The sequence below is a fragment of the Vreelandella stevensii S18214 genome, from assembly GCF_000275725.1.
GTDB lineage: Bacteria > Pseudomonadota > Gammaproteobacteria > Pseudomonadales > Halomonadaceae > Vreelandella > Vreelandella stevensii.
Map to the genome: position 1 here is coordinate 170048 of NZ_AJTS01000049.1, position 25244 is coordinate 195291.

Genomic DNA, 25244 nt, shown 5'->3' on the forward strand with positions numbered 1-25244 from the left:
TCAATAAAAAGGATTTACCATGACGCTTCAACCGAACTCACTGCGGCCCAGCCCCATCTCTGCCACCGTCGACTTCGACGCCGACGGCGTGCAGCACGGCTTCTTGAAGCTGCCAATCTCCACCGATGAATCCGCCTGGGGGGCGGTGATGATTCCCGTGACCGTGGTGAAGAACGGCGAAGGCCCCACGGCCCTGTTGACGGGGGGCAACCATGGTGACGAGTACGAAGGCATAACGTCGCTGCTCAAGCTCTCCTCGACGCTCAAGGCCGAGGAGGTGACTGGCCGTGTGATCATCGTGCCCTGCATGAACACCCCGGCGGTGATGGCAGGCAAGCGCACCTCGCCGATGGACAAAGGCAACCTGAACCGCAGCTTTCCCGGCGACCCTAACGGCACGGTGACCTCACAAATTGCCGACTACTTCACCCGGGTGTTGGTGCCCATGAGCGATGTCGTGCTCGACCTGCACTCCGGTGGCCGCACGCTGGATATCCTGCCGTTTGGTGCGTCTCACGTACTGGATGACAAACACCAGCAGCAGGCGGCGCTGGAAGGCGCCAAGGCCTTCGGTGCGCCTTATGCCATGGTGATGTTCGAGCTGGATGCCGAAAAGTTGTTCGATACCGCCTGCGAACGTCAGGGCAAAGTATTCGTGGCCACCGAGCTTGGAGGCGGCGGTACCTCCACCCCGCAAAGCATCGCCATTGCCGAGCGCGGCGTGCGCAACTTCCTGATTCATTACGGTTTGGTAGAAGGCAACGTGGAGATGCCCGAAGGCGGGCAGATGTACCTGGATATGCCGGACGCCAGCTGCTACGTGCAGAGCCAGCACGCCGGCGTGTTGGAGCTGCTGGTGGCACTGGGCGACGAAGTGAAGAAGGGCCAGACCATTGCCTACGTTTATGACATGACCCGCAGCGGGTCGGCACCGGTAGCGTACCAGGCCGAGCGCGACGGCATTCTGATGGCGCGCCGGGCCCCTTCGTTGATCAATATGGGCGACACCCTGGCGGTGATCGCCGACGTTGTCGAACGCCTGGAGGCATAGCCCTCGGCATGATGAAACTGGATCGCTATGATTTAAAAATCCTCGATATCCTCTCCCGGGATGGACGGATCACCAAATCGAAGCTGGCCGAGGCGATCAATCTCTCGGTCAGCCCCTGTTGGGAGCGGGTGAAGCGCCTGGAGAAGGCGGGTGTGATCGAAGGCTACACGGCACGCATCAATGCGGACGTATTGGTGCCGCGCAACCCCGTGTGGGTGCAGATCGAGCTCAAGCAGCACAACGCCGAAAGCTTTGCCCGTTTTGAAGCGCTCGTGATGGCTACCCCCGAGGTCACCGAATGTGTGGCCGTGGGCGGTGGCGTTGATTATCTGGTGAAGTTCGAGGCCCGCACCATCGACAGCTACCAGCGGCTGATGGACAAGTGGCTGGTATCCGAGGCGGGGATCGAACGCTATTTCACCTATATCGTCACCAAGACCGTCAAACGCCAGTCCATCGCCATCGATAGTGATTTGTGCAGCCCGCTATAAGGTTGGCTGGGTTCCAATGGTCTCGTCAGGAGAGACGTTGCTGCCAGGGTTTGCGAGCGTGCCCGACCTGACGCGATTGCGGCCTTCACGCTTGGCCTCGTACAGCGCGTCGTCGGCCGCTTTGATGAGCCTGTCAATGTGTGCATCAGGGGCCACAGGGCCTGCGCATACTCCCACGCTCACGGTCACTTTACCCTCGGTGGTCGGGGCATGAGGCACTCCCAGATGAGCGACTTTCAGTCGAATGCGCTCGGCCAGCGCCACGGCGTTGGCCACGGTGGCGTGTTCGCAGCTCAATACCAGAAACTCTTCGCCACCAAACCGGCAGACGATACCGCTGCCCTGACAGGCTGCCTGAAGCGCGCCTGCCACCGCGCGGAGGCAGCGGTCCCCCTCGGAATGACCGTAAAAGTCGTTGAAGGCTTTGAAGTGATCCACATCGACGATGATGACGGCGACTGCCAGTGGCGTATCAGGCTGCGTCAAGGTGGAGGCAAAGCGCCCTAGGCCTCGGCGGTTGGCAAGCCCGGTCAGGGGATCCAGATAGGTCATTTTCTCCAGTTCGGCATTCCGGGCAGCCAACTCGGTACGCAGCTGCTCTACGCGTGTGTTTTCAAGGTAGAGCCGCAACGATTCGGACGAGAAGCGATAATTTGCCATGAGCGAGAGTACCAGCACCGGAACGCCCAAGGAGAGGTGGTTCATCACATAGTCAGGATGAGCCCCAGGCAAGAAGAATATCATGCTGTACAGGCAGGTAAAGATGAACAGCGAACCATAAAGGCTATATTCGAAGGGCGGTGTTGAGACGATGGTAATCACCAGCAAAAAGACGAGCCCTGCGTAGAAGTAGCCCAGCACGTCCGGGTCTTGTGAACCCAATAAAATGGCGCACCACACCACCGTGCCCAAGCAGACCACCAGTACCCCGGCCAGCTCTTTCTGGCGGATGGGCACGGGACGTCGATAATAGGAAAATAGCAGAAGGGTGGCGGGCCCCATCAGCAGAAAGCGCATCGCCAAAGAGCGCAAGGCGATATCGGGGAGCAAGTAGATATCCACCAATGTGTACGAAAAATAAAACAGCGCGAGCCAGCCCGTGAGCATTTTCATCGAGCGCAGCCGTGTCTCATGGCGATCCTGATCGTAGCGTTCTCGAACGGTCAGGTGGCCGATATGCTCGGAGAGCTGCTGAAAGTAGGGAAGTCGATACACGGCGTTATCTCTTGAGCGGCAAGCAGAGGCCAGCGGCAAGTTCAGGTGCGTGACTAGATCTCATATTACGTCAGAATCGCCCTGACAGAAGGCGGCAGCCATCATTTGCCACAATATTTTATATTCTTGTACAAGTTATATGGCAGGACGTGCGTCACCCAAAAAAAACGCGTGAAAATGCCCGTTCCACAAAAAAATCCCGCGTTTAAACGTTCACTTTCAAAAACACTTCGTGGGCTATCTCCCTTACGCTACAGGCATTGCAGCAAGCCCGCAGAGCGGCAGCTGAAACCCCTTTCTTGTAGCGTCACGGTCGTTGCCAATACCTGCTCTCAGCGTCGTGGCAGCCTCCTGGAGAAGAGTCATGACCACACTATCCACTGCCCTCGTGAAACGTCTGGAAGATCCACGCTTGTTCCGTCAGTACGCTTATGTGAACGGCAAGTGGACCCATGGCGAAGGTGGCCGTGAAGAGGCCGTGTACGACCCGGCAACCAACGAAGCCATTGGCCATATTCCGCTGCTGGAAGCGAATCAAATCACGGCGGCGGTGGATGCGGCTGAAGCGGCATTCGTCCACTGGCGGGCGCTGCGCGCCGATGAGCGTTGCGAACGTCTGCTGGCGTGGTACGACCTCATTCAAGCCAACCGCGAAGACCTCGCTACCATCATGACCCTGGAGCAGGGCAAACCACTGCCCGATGCTCGTGGCGAAGTGGAGTATGGCGCAAGCTTTGTGCGCTGGTTCGCGGAAGAGGGCAAGCGCACCTACGGCGAGACCATCCCGAGCCACATTCCCAATGCATCGCTCGGCACCATCAAGGAGCCGGTGGGCATTGCGGCGATGATCACGCCTTGGAACTTCCCGCTGGCGATGATCACGCGTAAAGCCGCCGCTGCGCTGGCGGCTGGCTGCCCGGTGATTGTGAAACCGGCCAACGAGACGCCATTTACAGCGCTGGCGCTGGCTGAACTCGCCGAGCGTGCGGGTATTCCAGAAGGTATCTTCAACGTCGTGCTGGGCGAGCCTGCGGAAGTCTCGAAAATTCTGTGCGGCGAGCCGCGCATCCGGGCGCTTTCATTCACTGGTTCCACCCGTGTTGGCCGCTTGCTCATCGAGCAGAGCGCCAACACCGTGAAGCGGCTTTCGCTGGAGCTGGGCGGCAACGCACCCTTTATCGTCGGGCCGGATATGGACCCCAAAGAAGCGGCCTACGCTGCCGTGGCCGCGAAGTTCCAAACCGCCGGGCAGGATTGCCTTGCCGCGAATCGTATTCTGGTACACGAATCCATTCACGATGAGTTCGTTGCCCAGTTCACCGAGCGCATGGCGGCACTCACCGTAGGCAACGGCCTGCACGGCGAAGTGGATCTTGGCCCTCTGATTCACCGCCAAGCGGTCGAAAAAGCGGCTGCGATTGTGGACGATGCCATCTCTAAAGGTGCCACCCTGATCGCGGGCGACCAAAGCCAAGCGCCGGGCGACAACTTCTTCATGCCGGTACTGCTGACCGGTGTGACGCCAAAAATGAAGGTATGGCGGGAAGAGAACTTTGCCCCGGTGGCCGGCATTACCGCTTATAGTAGCGACGACGAAGTCATCGAGATGGCCAACGACACCGAGTACGGTCTGGCCGCGTATATCTACACCCATGATATCCGCCGCATCTGGAAGCTGATGCGCGCTCTGGAGTACGGCATGGTGAGCGTCAACTCGGTGAAAATGACCGGGCCGCCCGTGCCTTTCGGCGGCGTCAAACAGTCCGGCCTTGGCCGTGAAGGTGGCGCGACGGGGATCGATGAGTACCTGGAAACGAAGTACTACTGCCTGGGCGCGCTGGGATCGGTATCGGGTAGCTAGGTTTGGGAGCCACAGCATCGCGTGCTGAAGCACCCTCCCACAACCCCCGTTAGGCGCTTGAATGGGCCCTGTGGGAGGCCGGCTCTGCCGGGCGAAGGCACCGCGAGGTGCCCATCATTAAGTCAGTCACCAAAGATAAAATACCCTCCCCAACAGTGGGGAGGTTTATCGTACAGAGAGAGTATTATGAGCTTGCATCAGGATCTGATTGAACGCGACCGCAAAGTCACCTTCCACGCCTCTACCCATCTGCGTGATTTCGCCCATGGTGATGCGCCGGGCCGTGTGATTACCGGCGGTAAAGGCATCCACATCGTGGACAAGGATGGCCGCGAGTTCATCGATGGTTTTGCGGGCCTTTACTGCGTCAACATCGGCTATGGCCGCACCGAAGTGGCGGAAGCGATCTACAAGCAGGCGCTGGAACTCTCCTACTATCACACCTACGTGGGCCACTCCAACGAGCCGCAAATCGAGCTTTCCGAGCGCGTGCTGAAAATCGCAGGCCTCAACATGTCCAAGGTCTACTACGGCATGTCGGGCTCTGATGCCAACGAAACCCAGCTCAAGATCGTGCGTTACTACAACAACGTGCTGGGCCGCCCGCAGAAGAAAAAGGTCATCTCGCGCATGCGCGGTTACCACGGCTCAGGCATCGCGTCTGGCTCGCTGACTGGCCTGAAGGCGTTCCACGACCACTTCGACCTGCCCATCGATACCATTCGCCATACCGAAGCGCCGCACTACTACCTGCGCGCCGCCGAGCAGCACGGCATGACCGAGCTCGAATTTTCTGCCTACTGCGCGGACAAGTTGGAAGCCATGATTCTGGAGGAAGGGCCGGACACCGTGGCTGCCTTCATCGGCGAGCCGGTGCTCGGTACTGGCGGTATCGTGCCCCCGCCGGAAGGCTATTGGGAAGCGATTCAGCCGATACTGGACAAGTACGACGTGCTGCTGATTGCCGACGAAGTGGTGTGCGGTTTTGGCCGTACCGGCTCCGACTTCGGCAGCCACCACTACAACATGAAACCTGACCTGATCACCATCGCCAAAGGCCTGACCAGCGCCTATCAGCCTCTTTCAGGTGTGATCGTTGGCGACAAGGTGTGGAAAGTGCTGGAGCAAGGCACCGGCGAATTCGGCCCCATCGGCCACGGCTGGACCTACTCCGGCCACGCCCTGGGCTGTGCCGCAGGCCTTGCCAACCTGGATATCATCGAGCGTGAAAACCTGGTAGGCAACGCGGCAGAAACCGGCGCTTACTTCCAGCAGCAGCTAAAAGCGACCTTCGAAGGTCACCCGCTGCTGGGCGACGTGCGCGGCGTTGGCTTGATGGCGGCGCTGGAGTTTTCGCCGGATGCCAAACAGCGGCTGCACTTCGACCCCATGCTGAAAGTCGGCCCGCGCGTCGCGGCGGCGGCCATGGAGGAGAACCTGATTGCCCGCGCCATGCCTCAGGGCGACATCCTCGGCTTTGCGCCGCCGCTGACCATCAACCGTGGAGAAGTGGACGAGATGATTGGCCGTGCCAAGCGTGCCATCGACCGAGTCACTGATGAGCTGGTGCGCTCAGGCGATCTGAAAACCGGCCAGCAGGAAGCCGCCTTTACCGTTTAATCGCCTGCGTTAGCCCTTTAAATGCCGCTGCCGATGCAGCGGCATTTTTGTTTTTGATCATGGCGTCTATGCTGAACAGTGTGAATAGCTGGACAGTGTAAATAGACAATAGAACGTTGATCGTTGAGGAGACGCTCACCATGCAACCGGTACTCGCCTTTGATGTATACGGCACGTTGATTGACACTCAGGGCGTCACCGTTGAGCTGGAACGACGCTTGAAAGATACCTCACAAGCGCTTGAGTTCGCCAAGCGTTGGCGCGAAAAACAGCTGGAATACAGCTTTCGCCGCGGGTTAATGGGGGCCTACGTGCCGTTTTCTGACTGTACTCGCGAAGCGCTGGTATTTACGAACCGTGCGCTGCAAGCCGGGCTATCCGATAACGATCACGACCACTTGATGGCCGTGTATACAGAACTGCCCGCATTCCCCGATGTAGTGCCTGCGCTGGACCAGCTGCGCGATGCAGGGATTCGCTGCGTGGCGTTTTCTAACGGCACATCAGACGCGGTGAACCAGCTCTTGAGCCGTGCAGGCGTGCAGCGCCATATGGATGCGGTGGTGAGTGTGGACGATATCAAACGCTTCAAACCCGACCCCGCCGTGTACGCTTATTTACGCAGTCAGCTTGAAGCGCGCCCAGAAAATACCTGGCTGATTTCAAGCAACGCCTTTGACGTGATTGGTGCCACGCAAGCGGGCCTGCGCAGCGTTTGGGTGCGTCGCCAACCGGATGCGCCCTTCGACCCTTGGGGTGGCGAGCCGGATATGACGGTGTCTGATCTGGAAATGTTGGCTGATCGTATGGTGCCATAGGTTGGTATCTGCACCTCCTGGTCGCATAATGAGTCGTGATTCCCCCTATCTGGAAGACAGCATGTCGAAAAAAATCTATTGCACTGCCAGCTTCAAACCCAAGCCAGGCAAAGAAGAAGCGGTCTTCAAGGCACTGCAAAGTCTCGAGCCCAACGCGCACCGTGAAGATGCTTGCCTGCTGTACACGGTGACTCGCCAGATCGATAACCCGTTTGCCCAGGGCACCAGCTACCCCATCGTGTTCCACGAGATTTGGGCCAGCCGTGAAGAGTTCGAAGCGCATTGCCAGCGTAAAGAGATCCAGGAATTCTTCGCCCAGCACGTCGAGTCGCCGGATGGTGACATCGAAGACGCCAACGTATGTGTCTACACCGATGAGCCGTGGAATTTCGACGCCCCCAAGGTGTCATGAGTGCACAACGTGTAGAATAGCCCCGCGAACGAGAGCGACTACGGAGCCAACATGACCGAAAAAAAGATGAACGTCGAAAGCTTTAACCTGGACCACACCAAGGTGAAGGCACCCTATGTGCGTCTGGCCGATATCAAGGAAGGCCAGCACGGCGACCGTATCCACAAATACGACCTGCGTATCTGCCAGCCCAACAAGGAGCACATGGAGATGCCCGCGCTGCACTCCCTGGAGCACCTGATGGCAGAGCTGTCGCGCAACCATACCGATAAAGTCGTCGATATCAGCCCGATGGGCTGCCAGACCGGCTTCTACATCGCGTTGATCAACCACGACGATTACGATGACGTGCTGTCGATCATCGAGCAGACGCTCAACGACGTCTTGACCGCTACCGAAGTGCCTGCCTGCAATGAGATGCAGTGCGGCTGGGCCGCCAGCCACAGCCTGGAAGGTGCTCAGGAACTGGCGCGTAACCTGCTGGCCAAGCGCAGTGAATGGACCGAGGTGTTTGCTTAAGCAGCCTTGAGTCGACTCAGCATGCAGAACGCCCCATCCGGGGGCGTTCTAGTGTGAGTTTGAGAAGCTGAGGGCAACTAGCGATGGGTTGATGAAAATGGGGTTGAAACGGCCTTGAGAATGATGTGCTGCCCCAGTTGCTCTGGCAGTACCCGAGCTGAGTACTCGCCCTCTATTTCTTGGCAGATCTCTCGATATGCGTGCAATTTAGGACCTTTTTGTACCTTCGGAGCCTGACTAATAAACACCATATCGTCAGGGTTATGGCCAGAAGCTTTAAGGCGGCGTAAATGCGCTAGCCACTTATCGCCCTTCTCAATAATTTTGCTGGCGTCATCCAAATCAAAGCTGATGGGTTTAATGGCCTGCCGTATGTGCGCGCCTTCCTGCCAGACAAACGGCAACTTTACACGCACGATATCGTTTCCTAGCGTTTGCTCTGTGTAACGACGGTTCAACGATTTTAGCCATTGCGTGACATCTTTGGTGAGCTGCTCTTCTGGTGATGCTACGTGCTTAAAATCATGATGAACATAGCGGTTGAATAGTTCATCTAGCGCTGCTTGTGGATCCTTTGCGGCTAGCGTGCCAGGCCTGCTAAAGCGAAACATGGCTTCACGAGGCTCTATCAAATCTTTGAAAATGCGCAGCTGCACCTCAGGTTGGGCTTGGTGTTGATTGGCTAGATCAACCGTCCTCTTGAGCTCTGTGACGAAATGTTGGCGTGCCTGAGTAAACACTTTCGCTGGCAGTTTATCGAAAAATTGTGTGATGCGTTTTCGAGCAACGGTTTCAACGCGTTGCAGGAACACACCGTTATTGCAGAGCATGATGACTCCCATGTTCGCGAACTCGCCCGTGTCCAGGTAGGGCTGAAAGCGCAGCACTGCATAATTACAAATAATGGCGCTCATATCAGGCTCCAAAAGGAAGGGTCGCGTAACCGTGCTAATAGATTGAAGCGCTCTGCCAGTGAGGGATATATCTCTGAGGTGGCATCGTCTATGTCGTAATAGATCCACTCGAGAGGAATCGAATCAATGATCATATCCCAATCGTTCAGGGCCGCGTCAAGCACCGCCTCGTGGCGTGCCCGCACCTCCAGGTCCGCAAAACAGGCACGCTGATGGCTAAATACATGATTTTCAAAATCGCCGTTAGCGTCGATAGGATCGAAAGCTAGATTATGATCAATCACCACCAAACCGCTCATTGAGCTCCATAGCAGGTTGACGTTGCCACCTTGAGCGCTCAGGCGACGATCCTCATTGTTAACCCACATATCGAATAGCAAAAGCCGCTGCTGTGTCACTTCATCGACTTCTGAGATTTGTGAAAAAAGCAGATCCTGACTATGCGAAGCGACCTTGGAGGCAAATGCCAGCCCACCCTTCAGGTCGTCGGCGCGAGGTTCCATGGAAAAATCTAGCATGCCTGCCGGAAATCGCATCAAAGCGTACTCAGCGATGGGTAATTCACACCGCCGTGCCAATTCAGCGCAAATAAGCTCAGCGACCAATGACGGCTGGCCAACGCCATTGATGCCTTTGACCACGTACTGTTCGTCCATGACATCACGCACAATAAATGGCTGCGTGCGGCCTTGAGTTGATTGGCGCAGAATTTCCTTGGCTTCTACGATGCGGGGCTTTTCCATCATCACCTCACCAGCCGCCAGTGTTCGTTTTCTTGCTGTGCCTAGCCGAGTGTATCGCGTGGCACGCGACTCGGGTGGCAAGGACTCTGGGCCAAGCGGTTTTAATCTTGGGGGCTGTTGGAATGCTTACCTCAGCTCCAGTGCTTTGCAGCTTGATTTGGGCACGAGAGGTTTCCGTGTCAAACATCAGCAAGCATCCTTTCAGGCAGGGGTTTAACCACGTTAAGTGGGGTTAGATAGTAGCATGCTTGAAGGCTGATAAAAGAAGTATGACGTGAGGGGGGCACGTCCCTGTGCATGAAAACGTTCTGCTCAAATATGTGTGTCAGCGGCCAGTTGCTCGATGGAGTGGGCGACATGGCGGGCGTCTTGCAGAATCTTGTTCACGATGGCATCGATTTCGCTGACGCTGGATTGGCTGGCTTTGCCTTGTTGAATCACCTGTTGCATGGCTTGCGTCGTGCGCTCTACCAAATGGCTGTTCTCTTTCAAGACACGGGTAATCTGCTCGACGGCTTCTGAGGCTCCTTTGGCTAGCTGACGCACTTCATTGGCTACGACGGCAAACCCGCGACCTTGCTCCCCAGCTCTGGCGGCCTCTACGGCAGCGTTCAAAGAGAGCAGGTTGGTTTGGCTGGCAATGTTGGCAATCGATTCCGTGATCTTGTTGATGCTCTGCGATTGCTTGTGCAGAGCATCGATCAACTCTTGTGCCTGTGCCAACGTCTGGGCTGCCTGCTCAGAGCCTTTGACCATCTCATCCAGGTGGTCCAGGCTGTCCTTCGCGGTGCGCTCTATTTGCGAAGTGCTGCTTTGAGCGGAACTGATGGTGCCCGACGTGGCATTGACCTTCTCGACCAAGGGGGTGATGTCGCTGGCAAACTTGACGACTTCTACGACATTGCCATCGCTATCCCTGACGGGGTTGTACGTGGCTTCCAACCAAATGCTTTTGCCCTGCGCCGTTTTGCGCTCGAACCGGCCCTTGGTGAAATGCCCTTGTGCCAAACGTGCCCAGAAGTCTGGATGCTCACGATAAAAGTTGTCGTGGCAAAACATGCGGTGGTGTTGCCCCACATATTGATTGGCACGGTAGCCAATAGCCGCTTCGAAGTTTTCATTGGCCTCCAGTATTTCTCCCTGAGGAGTAAACTCGATGACGGCCATCGAGGCATTCAAGGCTTTCAATACGGCTTCCTAGCGCTGAGCCTTTTGATGTCTTGCGGTGACATCGTTGGCAATCTTGAGCACGCTCTTTACCGTGCCGCGATAGTTGGTGATCGGCACGTACATGGCTTCCAGCCACACTTCTTCACCGCTGTCTTTGAAACGCCGGAATCGCCCGGTGAAACTCTCCCCTGATGCCAGCGAACGCCAGAACTGCTGGTACGCTGGCTGTTGAGCGTCTGTAGGGTCACAAAAGATGCGATGGTGCTGGCCTTTGATCGCGCTCAACTGGCAATCCATGACCTTGAGAAACGCAGGGCTTGCATGCTTGATCATCCCCTCTGGCGTGAACAGGATGCAGGCGGTATGGCCGAGTAACGCATGATAGAGCGGTGCATTGAAAAAATGGGTATCCATATTTTCCTTCTCTATAGACTGTTAGCTTGCTTAAGAGAGGGCAAGGGGAGGCTCCTAAGCTAACCATGGCACAGCAACTGCTTTTGAGCTAATTTATATTAGCCGCATGCTGTCCTGTCATTCACTCATTGGTATGAGGTTATGTTTGACAATATAGCAAGGCTTGTCTCATATTTGTTCAATTGTAAATGTTAAAAAAAGTGAATTTTCTTTCTATAAGTTGCTGATAAATAAAGATGGTGACGCTTTTCTTGAGGTCTTTGCAAAATCCGGTGGAAGACGCCAAGCCAAAGGGTCGCTTGTCTACTCTGGAAGCGGTAAGTGAAACGTACTGCGGGCCAGTGACATGAGGCGGGCATGCTAAATCAACGTTGGCAGCACATCAGCAAATACAAGCTCACCCAGGAGAACGAGTCGGATGCCCTGGATCATCTGATCGCTTCGTTGGCAGACTTCTTCGAGTTCCCTGTTGCATTGATCTCGGTGCTTGGCCAGAAGCAGTGGTTGATCGCCAAGGCGGGGCTGGACATGGATTTCACTTCTCTTGAGGATTCCTTCTGTCGCCATGTCGTCGAACGGCGCGCTCCGCTGGTCATCGAGGATGCCAGCCAGCACCCGGACTTTTGTGATAACCCCCTCGTGCTCTCCAGCCCATATATTCGCTTTTATGCAGGCGTGCCATTGGTGGCTGGCGGGCGAGAAGTCGGTGCTGTGTGCTTGATCGATGATCGGCCCAATACGCTGACCGCCAAAGACCTCAAATTTTTAGAATCGCTTAGCGTATTTATCAGTGATTACATCCGGCTCATCGACAAGCAGCGTGTCAGGTTAAGCAGCGCCGACTTTTCATTGATGATCGAGGCCGCTGATGTCGGCGTCTGGGATTGGGAAATTCCCAATGACCATAATGCCTTCAACCAACGTTGGTGTGAGTTACTGGGGCTCAAGCGCGATGAGGTGGAGAGTCGCTCGTCTTTCTGGAAAGGCAGGGTGCACCGTGACGATTACGTGCGGCTTAACGATGCGATACGTGCTCATTTGGCAGATGAAAGTGACGTTCTGAATGTGGTGGAGTACCGGCTTCGCCATGCGGAGGGTCACTGGCTATGGGTCAACACCTATGGGCGCACCGTGGCCAACGATAGTGCAGGTCGCCCACTACGCGTGACCTGCGTGATTCGTGATATCAGCGAAAAGAAGCGTATCGAGCTGCGCGAATACAAGCAGGTACAACTGCTGAATTTCATGAATCGTGCGCAGAGTGTCTTTCTCCAGGAGAAGAGTATTCGTCACTCCTGCGAGCTGATTTTCGATGATTTATTGGCTCTGGCGGAAAGTCAGTTCGGTCTAATCGGCCAAGTTGTGGTGCAGGAAGAGTTGGGCAAGACCCTGTTTATTCATGCACTTTCTGATATTAGCTGGAGCGAGGAAACGAAAGAACAGTACCGCACGTATCAGCGCGGCGAGCTGTTTTTCAATAATCTCGATAACCTGTTTGGCCACGTGGTGACGTCAGGTAACGTGGTCATGGCCAATCAACCCAGACGCCACCACGCGTCACGTGGAACGCCGGCTGGCCATCCTCCCCTCAAGCGCTTTCTGGGCCTTCCTATCAAGATCGGTGACGAGACCGTCGGCATGATCGGGCTGGCCAACAAGGAAGAGGATTACTGTGAAGAAGACGCGCTTTTCCTGCAGCCGCTTCTGGATACGTTAGGGGCTCTGTTCTACGCCTTGGAGGTCGAGCAGTCACGACTCGATGCCGAGCGTAAGTTGCGCTATCTGGCTGAAACGGACGTGTTGACCAAACTGCCTAACCGGCGTGCTTTTATCGAACGTATCCAGGGGTTCTATGCCCATGATGCCAGCGTGGCCAGAAGCTTCTGCATTGCCGTCATCGATATCGACTATTTCAAGACGATCAACGATCAATATGGGCACCAGGTGGGCGATGAGGTGCTTCAAGAAGTCGCTTTCCGCCTGAGCAGTAGCGTGCGCTCCGATGATCTGGTCGCACGCTTGGGAGGAGAGGAGTTTGGAGTAGGGATGTACGATACCAAAGAGGGCTGTTCGCTGGAGCATTTGCGCAAAGCGGTGGCCTTGACTCCCATCGTGACCAGCGAAGGCCCGGTAAACATCACCGTTAGCATCGGGGCTTGCCAAGTGAAGCCTGGCAGCGCACCTGCACAGTGGGAAAGCGACCTGCGCAGCGCCGATCTTGCCCTGTATCGCGCAAAACGCGAGGGCCGCAATCGAGTGAAATGGCACATGCCCTCTTCGGTCATCAACCCTTGAGGGGTCAGGCAGGGTCGATGGTCAGCAGTAACCGCTTTTGACCCTCTTGCAGGGCGGGGCTTCGATGCACCAGGCCATGCTGTTCTGAACCTTCCCAGGCGCTGCCCTTGATCAAGGCAATATCGCCGGGTTCCAGACGCTGTATGGCGTTCTCATCCAGCACGATCTCGGGGCGGTCGGGGTGCGGGGCGCCCAGACCTTGTCGGTTGACCGCGTCATTAGGCAGCCACTCGCTGCCTGGTCCTGAGTAGGTGCACACCAGTCGTACCCCCAGGTTATCGCAGTGAAAGCGGGGGCACATGGCCGCTGTGAGCAGGCGCAGGCGAATACCGACGCTGTCGGTATCGAACAGGTAGGCAATGGCCTGGGCAATGGTCGCCACATCCTCCACCAGCGCATCGCCTGCCTCAGGGGAGGGCAGCTTGCGTTTTAGGTCAGCCATGAAGGCTTCTTCCGGCGCTCCCAGCCAGGCATAGTGCCAATCGCGGGTGGTCTGAGACTGTGCATTGGCGCTTACTGCCAGCTCGGCGGGTAGCTTGCGCTGAAAAATGGCAATATTGATAGGTGCTTCAAAAATCTGTGGCAGGACGCTGATGTCATGCCCTTGGGCGGCATGAGAGGGCAGAGGCTGGGTCGGCGTTGAGAGCAACGGCGTCATGATGGGCTCCTCGGTAGAATCTGTTTGTGCTCATTTTGATATGTTATAACATGTTTTTAATGAGTGGCCACAGAGGGTAAGGGGCTTCCCTTCGGTGCCCGCCAAGACACGCACGAGGTTGCCATGCATGATACGACGCTGATCCCCGTCAACGTCCTGACGGGATTTTTGGGCAGTGGCAAGACCACGCTGCTCAATCGCTGGGTTCGTCAGGCCTCCATGCGCAATACGCTGGTGGTGATCAATGAGTTTGGAGAAATAGGGCTCGACCACCAGTTGCTGACCCATAGCGATGAGCAGGCGGTCGTCGAGATGAGCAGCGGCTGCCTGTGCTGTACGCTGCGGGGCGACTTGAGCCGTACCCTGCAACAGGCCCTCGACGCTCAGGCTGCGAAAGGCAAGCCTGCCCCTGAGCGAGTCGTGATCGAAACCACTGGCCTTGCGGATCCTGCCCCGTTATTGCAGCTCATGATGACGGACCATTGGCTGGCGCACCGCTTTCAGCTCGATAGCGTGATCTGCTGTATCGATGCCGCCAACGGTGATGCCACGCTGCGTACCCATCGAGAGTCTCAACGCCAGGTGGCCGTGGCCGATCGGCTATTGATCACCAAAACCGATCTGGTCGATGAACATCGTCTTACGGCACTGGCCAATCAATTGGCCACGCTGAATCCGGCGGCTGAGCAGTGGCAGGTGCTATCCGGCAACCTGAACCCTGAACTGCTGGTAGGCGCCGGGCTTTATCAAGCGGGTACAGGTCGATATCGCGTGGAAAGCTGGCTCAAGTCGGCGAGCTATCACACCACCTTGCTGGCCAGTGGGCAGCCGGAGGATTCTGGTAAGCAGCAGAGCCTCGCTCCCCTGGCGCCGCCCGCTGCGTCGGCGCATCACGACGATCAAATCAAGGCCTTCTGCTTCAGCGTAGAGGAGCGCATCAGCCCGGAAGCATTGGAGAGCTGGCTGGATCTGCTGATGGCCATGATGGGCGACAGAATGCTGCGCATGAAAGCCATCGTGCATCTGCAAGATCGAGACACACCGCTGGCGCTGCATGGCGTGCAGCATATCTTCCACCCACCGGCGTCGTTACCTGCCCACAGCGTCAGCGATCAGGTCTCCCGGTTCGTGTTCATTACCCATAACGTTTCCCCGGACACGGTGCGTCAGCTATATACGTTTTTCAACGCGAAAGCGGACAGTGTGGCTGTATTGTCTTAGCTCAAAAAGTTCTATAGTGAAGGGCGCTAAAGTCATATAAGGTATGAAAACCGGATACCCTTACTTGAGGAGCCACCATGTCACTACGCATCAATGCCGTTGTACCTGACTTCGAAGCGGAAACCAGCCAGGGGCCGATTCGCTTTCATGAATGGATAGGCGACAGCTGGGCGATTCTGTTTTCCCACCCCAAGGATTTCACTCCCGTTTGCACCACCGAATTTGGCGCGGTGGCTACCCTGAGCGCCGAGTGGGAAAAGCGTGGCACCAAGGTGATCGGGGTGTCCGTGGACGGTGTCGAAGATCACAAGCGCTGGGCGGGCGATATCGAGACCGTCAGCGGCAGTGCCGTGAGCTTCCCTATCATCGCCGATGAAGGGCTCAAGGTCTCCAAGCTGTTCGACATGCTGCCGGAAGACGCCTACTTGCCCGATGGCCGCACGCCTGCCGATAGCGCGACGGTGCGCTCGGTTTTCGTCATTGGCCCGGACAAGCAGCTGAAACTCTCCATGACCTACCCGATGACCGTCGGGCGCAATTTTGCCGAGATCCTGCGCGCGCTGGATGCGCTGCAAACCACCGCCAAGCACGGCGTGGCCACGCCTGCGGATTGGAGTGTAGGGCAGGATGTCATCATTCCTCCCAGCGTTTCCAATGAAGATGCTCAGCAGAAATTTGGTGAATTCGACGCGGTACTGCCGTACCTGCGTAAAACCAAACTGCGCTAAACCGTAGCACGCCCCGCCAGCCTGAGCTGGCGGGGTAGCTCAGCTCGCTTCGAGCGCGAGTCGCTCGATCGAGTGAGATACGCTTTGCGCTCCCTGCAATATCTCGTTAACGATCGCCTCAATCTCCTTTACGCTGTTCTGGCTATTCTGGCCCTGTTCCACCACCTGCTGCATGGCTTGTGTCGTCTTGCTCACCAGGGCGTTGTTCTCCTTGAGCACTCGGGTAATCTCACTCACGGCATCGCTGGAGCCCTTGGCCAACTGGCGAACCTCGTTGGCCACTACGGCAAAGCCACGACCCTGCTCGCCTGCGCGTGCAGCTTCTACCGCGGCATTCAGCGACAACAAGTTGGTCTGGCTGGCAATCCGAGCGATGGAGCTGGTGATGCTATTGATCTGGGCAGCCTGCTGATTGAGGGCGTTGATCAGTTGCTGTGCTTCGACCAGCGTCGAGGCGGCCTGTTGCGAGTCGGCAAGCACCTTCTGCAGGTGCGATAGCCCCTCTTGAGCGATGCGCTCGGTTTGGCTGGATGACGTTCTGGCGCTGCCGACGGTCGCCCTGGCGGCCTCGGCGGCGGTCATTTCGGCCGTGACGTCGGTGGCGAACTTGACCACTTTGACCACGCGCCCTTCAGCATCGAAAATAGGGTTGTAGGTCGCTTCCAGCCAGACTACCTGCCCTTGGGCATTGAGCCGGACGAACTTGCCCTGCTTGAACTCGCCGCGGGCCAGCTCTTGCCAGAAGTGGGGATGCTGTTGATAAAACTGGGGCTCACAAAACAGGCGATGGTGTTCACCGCGAATGCGGCTCAGAGAGTAGTCCATGGCCTGCTCGAAATTGTGGTTGGCTTCCAGAATGTAGCCATCAGGGGTGAACTCGATGACCGCCATGGAGCTGTCGAGCGCTGCCAGAATGGCCCGCTCCCGTGCCGCGTTCTGGTGTTTCTCGGTCACGTCGATGGCCACCTTGAACACCTGCACCACCTTGCCACGGCGGTTCTTGATCGGCAGGTAAGTCGCTTCCAGCCAAACCTCTTCCCCTTGGGCATTCACCCGGCGAAAGCGCCCCTGTTGGCTCACTCCTGCGGCCAGCGCTTGCCAGAAAGCCTGGTACTCCTGGCGGTTGGCATCTTCGGGAAAGCAGAACATCCGGTGGTGCTGCCCCTTTGTCTGTGCCAGTGAATAGCCCACCGTACTCAGAAACAAATGGCTGGCATCTTGAATCACGCCCTCAGGAGTAAAGTAGATGCAAGCAGTGTGTTGTGACAGTGCACTGTGCAACTGGTCAGATTTCAGGGAGGTAAGCATGGCCGTAAAATTCCGGGAGCGTTGTTATAAACGCTCCTAGAATAGACCAGTTGATTATAAAAAACACTGTTTTGTATCTTTATGGCACAAAATGTCACGTTGGTAATGTAAGGTATCTATTTTAATAATTATTAATTATTGACCTGCTCCACCAGGGCTTGAGCAAAGGTCGACGTCGTGCCAGTGCCGCCCATGTCGGGGGTGACCATGTCTCGGCGGGTTTCGAGCACTGCTCGGATGCCGTTGCGTATGGCGTCTCCCTTCTGCTGCATGCCCAGGTGGTCCAGCATTTGTGCTGCTGCCAGTAGCAGCGCACAGGGGTTGGCCATGTTTTTGCCTGCAATGTCGGGAGCAGAGCCGTGTACGGCTTCGAAGATAGCGGCTTTTTCACCGATGTTGGCGCCCGGAGCAAGGCCAAGACCGCCCACCAGACCGGCGCACAGATCCGAGAGAATGTCGCCAAACAAATTGGTGGTCACCACTACATCGAACTGATGTGGGTTTATGACCAGCTGCATGCAGGCGTTATCCACGATCATTTCCTGAAATTCGATCTCCGGATACTCGCTGGCGACTTCCCGGGCCACGTCCAGAAACAGGCCGGAGCTGGTCTTGATGATGTTGGCCTTGTGGACAGCCGTCACCTTTTTACGCCCGTTCTGCTTGGCCAGCTCGAAAGCGTAACGCACGATACGTTCGGAGCCCTGGCGGGTCACCTTGATCACGGAAAGCCCGGTATTGCCGTTGTCCACCATTTCCTGGCCATCGGAGAGGTAGGCACCTTCGGTATTTTCCCGCACGGTGATCATGTCGATGCCATCGTAGCGTGAGCGCGTGCCGGGAAAACTGATGGCCGGGCGAACGTTGGCATAAAGGTCAAAATGGCGGCGCAGCTGAACGTTGATGGAGGAGAAGCCCTTGCCAATGGGGGTCGTCAGCGGCCCTTTCAGGGCGATACCGTGTTTCTCGATGGCATCCAGCGATGCTTGAGGCACCAGCGTGCCGTGCTTTTCGAGCGCGACCAGTCCCGCATCGATAAACTCATACGTCAGCCCGCACTCCAGGGCCTCCAGCACCTTCAGGGTGGCGTCCATGATTTCGGGGCCGATGCCGTCGCCTTTGATCACTGCTACTGTCTGGCTCATGGGCGGATCCTCTTGTGAAGTGGTTGAAAAGTGATGGAGAGCAGGCGATGGGCCCGCTATTTGAGTGTCATGGTAAGCGATACTTCGGGGGCGGGTCATCGTCTAAACGTCCAGGGAGATGGGTGCGAAGCCCCCTGTTTACTGATAAAATGCTGCGCTCATGGCGGCCTCTCCGTCGCCGGACACGATAAAGCAGCAAGGTTTCTGTGTAATGAACGACACCATGGCAGCCATCGCTCTGCCGATACCAGGGCTGATGACTCCACCCTAGGTTTTCCTTCCTTTTCGGCGCCATGACGCTCTTCGTGTCATCTCGGTGCCATGGCATTCCGTTGCCGTTATTTGGCTATCGGCGCATTGGCGTCTTCGTTTGGTAGCCATCCTCTAAAAACTTTGATAACGCTGTGCTCACTCACTGCCTCTGTGCGGTCCTGGGGCGCAATATATATCACCCTCAAACCATGGATTCCCTGAATGGCACTTTTCAGCAAACATGAGTGGTTCTCCAATATCAAGGGCGACACGCTCTCAGGTATTGTCGTCGCGCTGGCGCTAATTCCTGAAGCCATCGCATTTTCGATCATTGCGGGCGTCGACCCCAAGGTGGGGCTGTATGCCTCGTTCTGTATTGCCGTCATCATCGCTTTTACCGGTGGCCGCCCAGGCATGATTTCTGCCGCCACCGGAGCGATGGCGCTGCTAATGGTCACGCTGGTGAGAGAGCATGGCCTGGAGTATCTGCTGGCGGCCACGCTATTGACGGGCGTATTGCAGATAATTGCGGGCTACCTGAAGCTGGCGGAGCTGATGCGCTTCGTTTCGCGCTCGGTGGTCACCGGGTTTGTGAACGCGCTGGCGATTCTGATTTTCATGGCCCAGCTGCCGGAGCTTACCAACGTGACCTGGCATGTCTATGCCATGACAGCCGCCGGGCTAGGCATCATCTATCTGTTCCCCTATTTACCGGTGGTGGGTAAGTCGATTCCGTCACCGCTGGTGTGCATCGTGGTATTGACCGTGGTGTACATGGTCAGCGGTATGGAAATTCGCAGCGTCGGCGATATGGGCGAACTGCCGGATACGCTGCCCGTTTTCCTGTGGCCGAACGTGCCGCTGAATCTTGAAACGCTGATGATCATTTTCCCTTACGCGGTCATGCTGGCGGTCGTGGGCCTGTTGGAATCGATGATGACGGCCACGATCGTGGATGACCTCACCGATACCTCCAGCGATAAAAATCGCGAGTGTAAAGGTCAGGGCATTGCCAATATTGGTTCTGGTTTAATGGGCGGTATGGCGGGCTGTGCCATGATTGGCCAATCGGTGATCAACATCAAATCCGGTGGTCGCACGCGCCTATCCACGCTGATTGCGGGTGTCGTGCTGCTGCTGATGGTGGTGTTCCTGTCGGAGTGGGTGTCGCAAATCCCCATGGCCGCGCTGGTGGCGGTGATGATCATGGTGTCGATTGGTACCTTTAGCTGGGAGTCCATTCGCGATCTGAAGAAACACCCGATGAGCACCAATATCGTCATGCTGGTAACCGTCGCCGTTACGGTGAGTACTCATAACCTGGCGATGGGTGTCTTTGTGGGTGTACTGCTGGCGGCCATGTTCTTCGCCAATAAAGTCGGCAACATCATGTACGTGGGCTCCAAAGAGCTCGTGCCTGGAGAGAAGCGCGAATATCAGGTGGTCGGGCAGGTGTTCTTTGCGTCGTCCGAGCGCTTCATGGCTGCGTTCGATTTCAAAGAGAGCGTCGACAAGGTCACCATTGATCTATCGAAAGCGCACTTCTGGGATGTGACCGCTGTGCAGGCCCTCGATCGCGTGGTGATCAAATTCCGCCGTGAAGGCACCGAGGTCGAGCTGGTAGGCCTGAACGAAGCTAGCGCCACCGTGGTAGATCGCTACGCGGAGCACAACGACCCGGAAGCGGTTGAAAAGCTGATGGGCGGCCACTGAGCACGGTAAGGAGAACAGCATGACTGAACAGGTAATCGCCGCCATTGACGGCTCCCAATTTGCCGAAGGCGTTTGTGACTACGCCGCCTGGGCCAGCCTGGCCCTGGAAGCACCTTTGACGCTTGTGCACATCGTGGATAACCACGCAGGCGTGCCCGAAGCGCAGGATTTGTCCGGCAGCCTGCGTTTTGGTGCCCGCGAAAAGTTGATGGAAGAGCTTTCGGCGCTGGATGAGCAGCGTGCCAGGGTAAACCGAGAGCAAGGCAAGCTGATGCTCGAAGCTGCCAGTGCCAGAGCGGTAGAAGGTGGTGTGAGTGCGCCCACTCTCCGCCAACTGAATGGCACGCTGGTGGAAACGCTGGTGGCGTTGGAGAAAGAGATGCGCTTGCTGGTAGTGGGCAAGCGTGGTGAAACCGACCATCAGGCAAGCGGGCATCTGGGCGCCCACCTGGAGCGTATGGTGCGTGAAATGCACCGTCCGATTTTGATGGTGCCCAGAGCCTTCAAGCGTCCAGAGCAGGTGCTGATAGCCTTCGACGGCAGCAAAACGGCCAGGAAGGGGGTCGAAATGTTGGCCCGCTCCCCGCTGTTTGCCGGGGCAACCTGCCATGTGCTGATTGTCGGGTCAGACACGGCGGAACATCGCAGCGAGCTGGCATGGGCGCTTGGCACCTTACGCGATGCGGGACATCATGCGCAGGGAGAAATTCGTGCCGGGGAAGTGGATGACGTTTTACAGGCGTATGAGCAAGAAAACGCCATCGACCTGCTGGTCATGGGCGCTTACGGGCACTCGCGGATTCGTCATTTGTTGGTCGGCAGCACAACCACGACCATGCTGCGCAATAGCCGAATTCCGGTACTGATTCTGCGCTGACCTACCATCTGCCGTCAGGAGTGTCATGCATGCCAGTCTTTATTCGAGACTGGCGTGTGCCTGTGCGCTTGGCACACAGACGTCACGGTGTGGGCGACGAGGCAAGCGCCCAGCGCTCTCCGGCCCAGGCGGCCAGCAGCCATAGCGGGACGCTGACCAGCACGTAGAGCGGTGCCAACCACCACTGGGGCTGTTGGGCGAGGTAGAGCGTTTCCAGGCTGAACAGTGAAAAGGTGGTGAAGCCGCCACAAAAGCCTGCCACCAGCAGAGGTTGGTGGCGTGCCAGCGCTCGGTGAGGAAAGCGCGAGGCGGTGGCTGCCAGCCAGCCGATCAGCAGCGAGCCCACGATATTGACCAGTAGCGTGCCCCAAGGGAAGTAGCTGCCAAGCGCTGACAGGGAGGCCAGTGACACCCCGTAACGCAGCAGGCTGCCTACGGCGCTGCCGAGCCCAACGGCCAGATAGGCGTTCATGACAACCCCCCGCCCAGCCACCAGCCCAGGGTAGCCATCAAAAGCCCCAGACCTAACGTACTGGCAACGTTAAGTGCCGCCCGAGCGGCTTGGCCGGACTGGTACAGCTCCAGGGTTTGCAGGCTGAAGGAGGAGACGGTGGTATAGCCGCCCAGCAGGCCGATGATGGCGAAGGCCCAGATGGGGTCGTGATGCTGCAGGCCATAATGTGCCAGCAGCCAGCCCGCCAAGAGCGCGCCGCTGGCATTGACGATGAGCGTGCCCCAGGGGAAGGCTTTGCCTAGCCGTTTCGCGGCGGCATTGGACACGGCAAAGCGGCCCATGCCGCCAAGCGCGCCTCCCAGCGCAATCAGAAAAAGACTGGCCATGCCAGTGTCCATGGTGGCCTCGTGTGGAGAGCAGAATCAAGGTCAAAAAGTGTAGCATGTTCGGCAAGGCCCTGAGAAAGGGCCTTGCTTGCTCTTATGCCTCAACCGTCATGTCGCAACCGTTGAAGGTCAAGCGGTGGCCATGGAGGAGTGCTCGACGGGGGCCTCGCTGGATGCCGCCATGTTGGCCATGTTGATGCCTGACAGCACGGCCTTGAGCGAGGCACTCACGGTGTCGCTATCTTCTGCCACGGCGCACACTCGTTGGCCGTCGATGTTTAGCTGCACGAAGGCAATGGCATTGGCCTCGCTGTTGCCCCCCAGTGAGTGCTCACTGTAGTCCAGAATGGCCACGTGGCTGCCGGTATGCTGCTTCCAGGCGTCGGTGAACGATGACATGGCCCCGTTACCCGTGCCGGAAAGGCGCAGCGTTTCAGTGCCGTGCCACAGGGTGATGTCGATGCCTTCCTGGTGGCCTTTGGAAAGCCGGTAATCCGCCAGAGAGAGTGGTGCATCCAGGGCAAACTGATCGAACATCACCTGGCGGACCATGGCGCTGGAGAGTTCGCTGTTGCGCCGCTCGCTCTCTTTCTGCACATAAGGGGCCAGTGCCAGCATCATCCAGCGGGGCAGGTGAATGCCGTAGTCCCGCTCCAGCAAAAAGGCCATGCCGCCTTTGCCTGACTGGCTGTTGACCCGGATCACCGCCTGGTAGTCGCGGCCGATGTCATGGGGGTCGATGGGCAGGTAGGCCACTTGCCATGGCTCATCCGGCTTCTGATGCTTGAGCGATTTACGAATGGCATCCTGGTGGCTGCCGGAAAACGCGGTGTAGACCATCTCGCCCACCCAGGGGTGGCGGGGGTGAATGGCAATGCCGGTGCACTCATGCACGACCTGGATGATCTCGTCGGGGTTGGAGAGGTCCAGCGCCGGGTCGATGCCCTGGCTGTACAGGTTCATGGCCAGCGTCACGATATCCATGTTGCCGGTACGCTCGCCGTTGCCCAGCAGCGTGCCCTCGACGCGATCGGCACCCGCCAGCAGGGCCAGCTCGGCAGAAGCCACTGCGCCGCCCCGGTCGTTATGGGTATGTACCGAAATGATCACGCTATCCCGACGGCTGATATGCTGGCAAAAGTACTCGATCTGGTCGGCGTGGTGGTGCGGGCCGGCCACTTCCACGGTAGTGGGCAGATTGAGGATGCACGGATTGTCCGGCGTGGGCTGCCACACATCCATGACCGCTTCGCAAATGGCCAGTGAAAAATCGATCTCCGTGCTGGAGAAGCTTTCAGGGGAGTACTGGAAACGCCAATCGACGTCGGGGTACTGCGCGGCATGGGTCTTGACCCAGGTGGCGCCCTGAACGGCGATGTCGGTAATGCCGTCGCGGTCCATCTCGAAGACCCGTTCGCGCTGAATGGTCGACGTGGAGTTGTACAGGTGGATGATGGCGCGCTTGACGCCCACCAGCGAGGCAAAGGTTTTCTCGATCAAATGCTCTCGGCACTGCACCAGCACCGCAATGGTGACGTCATCGGGAATCTGGTTCTCTTCGATCAACCAGCGCACGAAATCGTAATCCGGCTGGCTGGCGGAGGGAAAGCCGACCATCACTTCCTTGATACCGACCTTGATGATCTGGTGCCAAAAGCGCTGCTTCTGCTCGACGGTCATTGGCTCCAGTAGCGCCTGGTTGCCATCGCGCAGGTCCTCGCTCACCCAGATGGGAGCGTGGGTCAGTTCCCGGTCGGGCCACTGGCGATTGAACGCGGGTACCCGCGGGGCAGGGCGATACTTGCGATGATCGAAGGCAGACATGGTGAGTTCCTGAAAGCATGAGGTTGTTTGAGGCGGCCGCTTGTGGCGTGAGCCGCGTGCCAGGCCTCCGGGTAAGAGGCCCTGGGAGCAGCTGCTTTTGGCAGCCATGCTAGTGTAACCAGAATGCCGCGAAAGGTTATTGCGAAAATAAGCCAGTAGGCAAAAAAAGTGGCAGAATATGGCGGTTTTATGGATTTCATTAGTAGAGGCTGTCGAGCATGTCGGTGAATCCCCTGACGCTGGATCGTTATGACCGTCGTATCCTGGCTATTCTCCAGCAGGAAGGGCGCATCAGTAACCAGGAGCTGGCCGAACGCATAGGCCTTTCGCCATCCCCCTGCCTGCGCCGGGTTCGAGCGCTGGAAACCCATGGGCTGATTACCCAGTATCGGGCCGTGGTAGACGCTCGGCCGCTGGGCTATCAACTGATGGCGCTGCTGCATATTTCCATGGACCAACACACCCCCGAGCGCTTCGATAACTTCGAGCGCCACGTGCGTGACATCCCCAACGTGGTGGAGTGCTTGATCATCACGGGTCAAGCCGCCGACTTTCAGCTCAAGATTCTGGTCAAGGACATGGATGACTACCAGCATCTGCTGCTGCATGTCATCAATCGGATCGAAGGGGTCACGGGGGCGCATACCAGCTTTGTGTTGCGCCGCGTCTTCGAGCACCGCCCGGTACCTACCTGAAACGGGCAGTTCGATATGACCGGTCAGTTCGATATGGCATAGGCAGTGGCTTGCTGGCGGTTTACACTGCTTTTTTTAATCGATACAGGAGATTGAACCATGAGTATTCAGCGTCATGATACAAAAGCCCGCATGAGCCGTGCCGTGATCCATGGCGGCGTGGCGTATCTGTGTGGCCAGGTGGCGGGGCCAGAGGCGCGCCATGGCGATATCAAGGAGCAGACCGAGAGCATGCTGGCGCGGGTGGATGCGCTGTTGAAGGAGATCGGCTCCAGCCGCGAGCAGTTGCTCAACGCGACGATCTACCTCAAGGAGGGCAGCGATTTTGCGGCCATGAACGAGGTTTGGGATGCCTGGGTACCGGAAGGCCATGCACCGGCACGCACCTGCGTGTGTGCACCGATGCCTGCCGATGAGTTGAAAGTCGAGATTACCGTGACCACGGCGGTGGATGCGTAGT

At 57.3% G+C, this 25244-nt stretch carries 25 protein-coding genes; 14 read left to right on the forward strand and 11 right to left on the reverse strand.

Annotated features, from left to right (window positions below; all coding sequences use genetic code 11):
- Nucleotides 1–19: 19 nt before the first annotated feature.
- Together doeB and HSS18214_RS0115920 are read left to right on the forward strand one after the other, a co-directional pair.
- A complete protein-coding gene (doeB, locus tag HSS18214_RS0115915; RefSeq protein WP_016916264.1) occupies nt 20–1051 on the forward strand; it encodes a N(2)-acetyl-L-2,4-diaminobutanoate deacetylase DoeB in 1032 nt (343 codons plus the stop codon).
- A gap of 8 nt (nt 1052–1059) precedes the next feature.
- Nucleotides 1060–1542: an Lrp/AsnC family transcriptional regulator gene (locus tag HSS18214_RS0115920; protein WP_016916265.1), complete on the forward strand. Its 483-nt coding sequence runs from the start codon at nt 1060–1062 to the stop codon at nt 1540–1542.
- On the opposite strand, the gene HSS18214_RS0115925 is transcribed toward HSS18214_RS0115920, so the two are convergent.
- Nucleotides 1537–2757, reverse strand: a complete 1221-nt coding sequence (locus HSS18214_RS0115925) for a GGDEF domain-containing protein (RefSeq protein ID WP_016916266.1) — start codon at nt 2755–2757, stop codon at nt 1537–1539. The genes HSS18214_RS0115920 and HSS18214_RS0115925 overlap by 6 nt on opposite strands.
- 364 nt (nt 2758–3121) lie before the next feature.
- On the opposite strand from HSS18214_RS0115925, the gene HSS18214_RS0115930 reads away from it, so the two are divergent.
- The 5 genes from HSS18214_RS0115930 (at nt 3122) to HSS18214_RS0115955 (ending at nt 7987) form a co-directional block, all read left to right on the forward strand.
- The gene (locus HSS18214_RS0115930) at nt 3122–4618 is read left to right on the forward strand and encodes an NAD-dependent succinate-semialdehyde dehydrogenase (protein ID WP_016916267.1); all 1497 of its coding nucleotides are present in this window, start codon (nt 3122–3124) and stop codon (nt 4616–4618) included.
- Nucleotides 4619–4804: 186 nt separating this feature from the next.
- Nucleotides 4805–6238, forward strand: coding sequence for an aspartate aminotransferase family protein (locus tag HSS18214_RS0115935; RefSeq protein WP_016916268.1), 1434 nt, complete (start codon nt 4805–4807; stop codon nt 6236–6238).
- 140 nt (nt 6239–6378) lie between these two features.
- Nucleotides 6379–7056, forward strand: a complete 678-nt coding sequence (locus tag HSS18214_RS0115945; protein WP_016916270.1) for a haloacid dehalogenase type II — start codon at nt 6379–6381, stop codon at nt 7054–7056.
- Nucleotides 7057–7117: 61 nt separating this feature from the next.
- On the forward strand, nt 7118–7468 hold the full coding sequence (locus tag HSS18214_RS0115950) for a putative quinol monooxygenase (protein WP_016916271.1): 351 nt from the start codon (nt 7118–7120) through the stop codon (nt 7466–7468).
- A 51-nt stretch (nt 7469–7519) separates the two neighbouring features.
- Nucleotides 7520–7987: an S-ribosylhomocysteine lyase gene (locus tag HSS18214_RS0115955; RefSeq protein ID WP_016916272.1), complete on the forward strand. Its 468-nt coding sequence runs from the start codon at nt 7520–7522 to the stop codon at nt 7985–7987.
- A 77-nt stretch (nt 7988–8064) separates the two neighbouring features.
- Here the strand turns inward: HSS18214_RS0115955 and HSS18214_RS0115960 are convergent, their stop codons facing one another.
- The 4 genes from HSS18214_RS0115960 to HSS18214_RS19740 all read right to left on the reverse strand — a co-directional run bounded on the left by HSS18214_RS0115960 (nt 8065) and on the right by HSS18214_RS19740 (nt 11228).
- The gene (locus tag HSS18214_RS0115960; protein WP_016916273.1) at nt 8065–8901 is read right to left on the reverse strand and encodes a DUF3037 domain-containing protein; all 837 of its coding nucleotides are present in this window, start codon (nt 8899–8901) and stop codon (nt 8065–8067) included.
- On the reverse strand, nt 8898–9647 hold the full coding sequence (locus HSS18214_RS0115965) for a HipA family kinase (RefSeq protein WP_016916274.1): 750 nt from the start codon (nt 9645–9647) through the stop codon (nt 8898–8900). Before HSS18214_RS0115965 ends, HSS18214_RS0115960 begins: the two co-directional genes overlap by 4 nt.
- Before the next feature lie 309 nt (nt 9648–9956).
- On the reverse strand, nt 9957–10832 hold the full coding sequence (locus tag HSS18214_RS18355; RefSeq protein ID WP_016916275.1) for a methyl-accepting chemotaxis protein: 876 nt from the start codon (nt 10830–10832) through the stop codon (nt 9957–9959).
- Nucleotides 10833–10841: 9 nt separating this feature from the next.
- Nucleotides 10842–11228, reverse strand: a complete 387-nt coding sequence (locus HSS18214_RS19740; protein WP_016916276.1) for a PAS sensor domain-containing protein — start codon at nt 11226–11228, stop codon at nt 10842–10844.
- Nucleotides 11229–11585: 357 nt separating this feature from the next.
- On the opposite strand from HSS18214_RS19740, the gene HSS18214_RS0115975 reads away from it, so the two are divergent.
- Nucleotides 11586–13523 carry a diguanylate cyclase gene (locus tag HSS18214_RS0115975; RefSeq protein WP_016916277.1) on the forward strand — a complete coding sequence of 646 codons (1938 nt, stop codon included), beginning with the start codon at nt 11586–11588 and terminating at the stop codon, nt 13521–13523.
- A gap of 4 nt (nt 13524–13527) precedes the next feature.
- On the opposite strand, the gene HSS18214_RS0115980 is transcribed toward HSS18214_RS0115975, so the two are convergent.
- Entirely contained in the window at nt 13528–14181 is a 654-nt protein-coding gene (locus HSS18214_RS0115980; protein ID WP_016916278.1) for a DUF1826 domain-containing protein, read from the reverse strand.
- Between the two features lie 123 nt (nt 14182–14304).
- On the opposite strand from HSS18214_RS0115980, the gene HSS18214_RS0115985 reads away from it, so the two are divergent.
- Both HSS18214_RS0115985 and HSS18214_RS0115990 read left to right on the forward strand, forming a co-directional pair.
- Nucleotides 14305–15402, forward strand: coding sequence for a CobW family GTP-binding protein (locus HSS18214_RS0115985; protein ID WP_016916279.1), 1098 nt, complete (start codon nt 14305–14307; stop codon nt 15400–15402).
- A gap of 77 nt (nt 15403–15479) precedes the next feature.
- Nucleotides 15480–16130 carry a peroxiredoxin gene (locus HSS18214_RS0115990; protein ID WP_016916280.1) on the forward strand — a complete coding sequence of 217 codons (651 nt, stop codon included), beginning with the start codon at nt 15480–15482 and terminating at the stop codon, nt 16128–16130.
- A 39-nt stretch (nt 16131–16169) separates the two neighbouring features.
- Here the strand turns inward: HSS18214_RS0115990 and HSS18214_RS0115995 are convergent, their stop codons facing one another.
- Together HSS18214_RS0115995 and HSS18214_RS0116000 are read right to left on the reverse strand one after the other, a co-directional pair.
- Nucleotides 16170–17438: a methyl-accepting chemotaxis protein gene (locus HSS18214_RS0115995; RefSeq protein ID WP_016916281.1), complete on the reverse strand. Its 1269-nt coding sequence runs from the start codon at nt 17436–17438 to the stop codon at nt 16170–16172.
- 131 nt (nt 17439–17569) lie between these two features.
- A complete protein-coding gene (locus HSS18214_RS0116000; RefSeq protein WP_016916282.1) occupies nt 17570–18583 on the reverse strand; it encodes an isocitrate dehydrogenase in 1014 nt (337 codons plus the stop codon).
- A gap of 474 nt (nt 18584–19057) precedes the next feature.
- Here HSS18214_RS0116000 and HSS18214_RS0116005 point away from each other — a divergent pair, with 474 nt between their 5' ends.
- Entirely contained in the window at nt 19058–20548 is a 1491-nt protein-coding gene (locus HSS18214_RS0116005; RefSeq protein ID WP_016916283.1) for a SulP family inorganic anion transporter, read from the forward strand.
- Between the two features lie 19 nt (nt 20549–20567).
- On the forward strand, nt 20568–21425 hold the full coding sequence (locus HSS18214_RS0116010) for a universal stress protein (protein ID WP_016916284.1): 858 nt from the start codon (nt 20568–20570) through the stop codon (nt 21423–21425).
- Nucleotides 21426–21507: 82 nt separating this feature from the next.
- On the opposite strand, the gene crcB is transcribed toward HSS18214_RS0116010, so the two are convergent.
- From crcB to HSS18214_RS0116025, 3 genes are all read right to left on the reverse strand, one after another.
- A complete protein-coding gene (crcB, locus tag HSS18214_RS0116015) occupies nt 21508–21897 on the reverse strand; it encodes a fluoride efflux transporter CrcB (protein ID WP_016916285.1) in 390 nt (129 codons plus the stop codon).
- The gene (locus HSS18214_RS0116020; RefSeq protein WP_016916286.1) at nt 21894–22277 is read right to left on the reverse strand and encodes a fluoride efflux transporter FluC; all 384 of its coding nucleotides are present in this window, start codon (nt 22275–22277) and stop codon (nt 21894–21896) included. The genes crcB and HSS18214_RS0116020 overlap by 4 nt, the downstream gene beginning before the upstream one ends.
- Before the next feature lie 117 nt (nt 22278–22394).
- On the reverse strand, nt 22395–24089 hold the full coding sequence (locus tag HSS18214_RS0116025; RefSeq protein WP_016916287.1) for a 2-isopropylmalate synthase: 1695 nt from the start codon (nt 24087–24089) through the stop codon (nt 22395–22397).
- A gap of 218 nt (nt 24090–24307) precedes the next feature.
- On the opposite strand from HSS18214_RS0116025, the gene HSS18214_RS0116030 reads away from it, so the two are divergent.
- Complete coding sequence (locus tag HSS18214_RS0116030) at nt 24308–24784, forward strand: Lrp/AsnC family transcriptional regulator (protein WP_016916288.1); 477 nt, start codon at nt 24308–24310, stop codon at nt 24782–24784.
- Between the two features lie 99 nt (nt 24785–24883).
- A complete protein-coding gene (locus tag HSS18214_RS0116035) occupies nt 24884–25243 on the forward strand; it encodes a RidA family protein (protein ID WP_016916289.1) in 360 nt (119 codons plus the stop codon).
- Nucleotide 25244: the final 1 nt, after the last annotated feature.

Coding starts and splice junctions, on each gene's coding strand:
- HSS18214_RS0115965 (WP_016916274.1), bottom strand. CDS start 9,647: ATGATGGAAAAGCCCCGCATCGTAGAAGCCAAGGAAATTCTGCGCCAA.
- HSS18214_RS0116020 (WP_016916286.1), bottom strand. CDS start 22,277: ATGGACACTGGCATGGCCAGTCTTTTTCTGATTGCGCTGGGAGGCGCG.
- HSS18214_RS0115920 (WP_016916265.1), top strand. CDS start 1,060: ATGATGAAACTGGATCGCTATGATTTAAAAATCCTCGATATCCTCTCC.
- HSS18214_RS0115960 (WP_016916273.1), bottom strand. CDS start 8,901: ATGAGCGCCATTATTTGTAATTATGCAGTGCTGCGCTTTCAGCCCTAC.
- HSS18214_RS0115985 (WP_016916279.1), top strand. CDS start 14,305: ATGCATGATACGACGCTGATCCCCGTCAACGTCCTGACGGGATTTTTG.
- HSS18214_RS0116030 (WP_016916288.1), top strand. CDS start 24,308: ATGTCGGTGAATCCCCTGACGCTGGATCGTTATGACCGTCGTATCCTG.
- HSS18214_RS0115975 (WP_016916277.1), top strand. CDS start 11,586: ATGCTAAATCAACGTTGGCAGCACATCAGCAAATACAAGCTCACCCAG.
- HSS18214_RS0115995 (WP_016916281.1), bottom strand. CDS start 17,438: ATGCTTACCTCCCTGAAATCTGACCAGTTGCACAGTGCACTGTCACAA.
- HSS18214_RS0115930 (WP_016916267.1), top strand. CDS start 3,122: ATGACCACACTATCCACTGCCCTCGTGAAACGTCTGGAAGATCCACGC.
- HSS18214_RS0115955 (WP_016916272.1), top strand. CDS start 7,520: ATGACCGAAAAAAAGATGAACGTCGAAAGCTTTAACCTGGACCACACC.
- HSS18214_RS0115935 (WP_016916268.1), top strand. CDS start 4,805: ATGAGCTTGCATCAGGATCTGATTGAACGCGACCGCAAAGTCACCTTC.
- HSS18214_RS0116035 (WP_016916289.1), top strand. CDS start 24,884: ATGAGTATTCAGCGTCATGATACAAAAGCCCGCATGAGCCGTGCCGTG.
- HSS18214_RS19740 (WP_016916276.1), bottom strand. CDS start 11,228: ATGGATACCCATTTTTTCAATGCACCGCTCTATCATGCGTTACTCGGC.
- HSS18214_RS0116010 (WP_016916284.1), top strand. CDS start 20,568: ATGACTGAACAGGTAATCGCCGCCATTGACGGCTCCCAATTTGCCGAA.
- HSS18214_RS0115950 (WP_016916271.1), top strand. CDS start 7,118: ATGTCGAAAAAAATCTATTGCACTGCCAGCTTCAAACCCAAGCCAGGC.
- HSS18214_RS0115980 (WP_016916278.1), bottom strand. CDS start 14,181: ATGACGCCGTTGCTCTCAACGCCGACCCAGCCTCTGCCCTCTCATGCC.
- HSS18214_RS0116025 (WP_016916287.1), bottom strand. CDS start 24,089: ATGTCTGCCTTCGATCATCGCAAGTATCGCCCTGCCCCGCGGGTACCC.
- crcB (WP_016916285.1), bottom strand. CDS start 21,897: ATGAACGCCTATCTGGCCGTTGGGCTCGGCAGCGCCGTAGGCAGCCTG.
- HSS18214_RS0116000 (WP_016916282.1), bottom strand. CDS start 18,583: ATGAGCCAGACAGTAGCAGTGATCAAAGGCGACGGCATCGGCCCCGAA.
- doeB (WP_016916264.1), top strand. CDS start 20: ATGACGCTTCAACCGAACTCACTGCGGCCCAGCCCCATCTCTGCCACC.
- HSS18214_RS0115945 (WP_016916270.1), top strand. CDS start 6,379: ATGCAACCGGTACTCGCCTTTGATGTATACGGCACGTTGATTGACACT.
- HSS18214_RS0115990 (WP_016916280.1), top strand. CDS start 15,480: ATGTCACTACGCATCAATGCCGTTGTACCTGACTTCGAAGCGGAAACC.
- HSS18214_RS0116005 (WP_016916283.1), top strand. CDS start 19,058: ATGGCACTTTTCAGCAAACATGAGTGGTTCTCCAATATCAAGGGCGAC.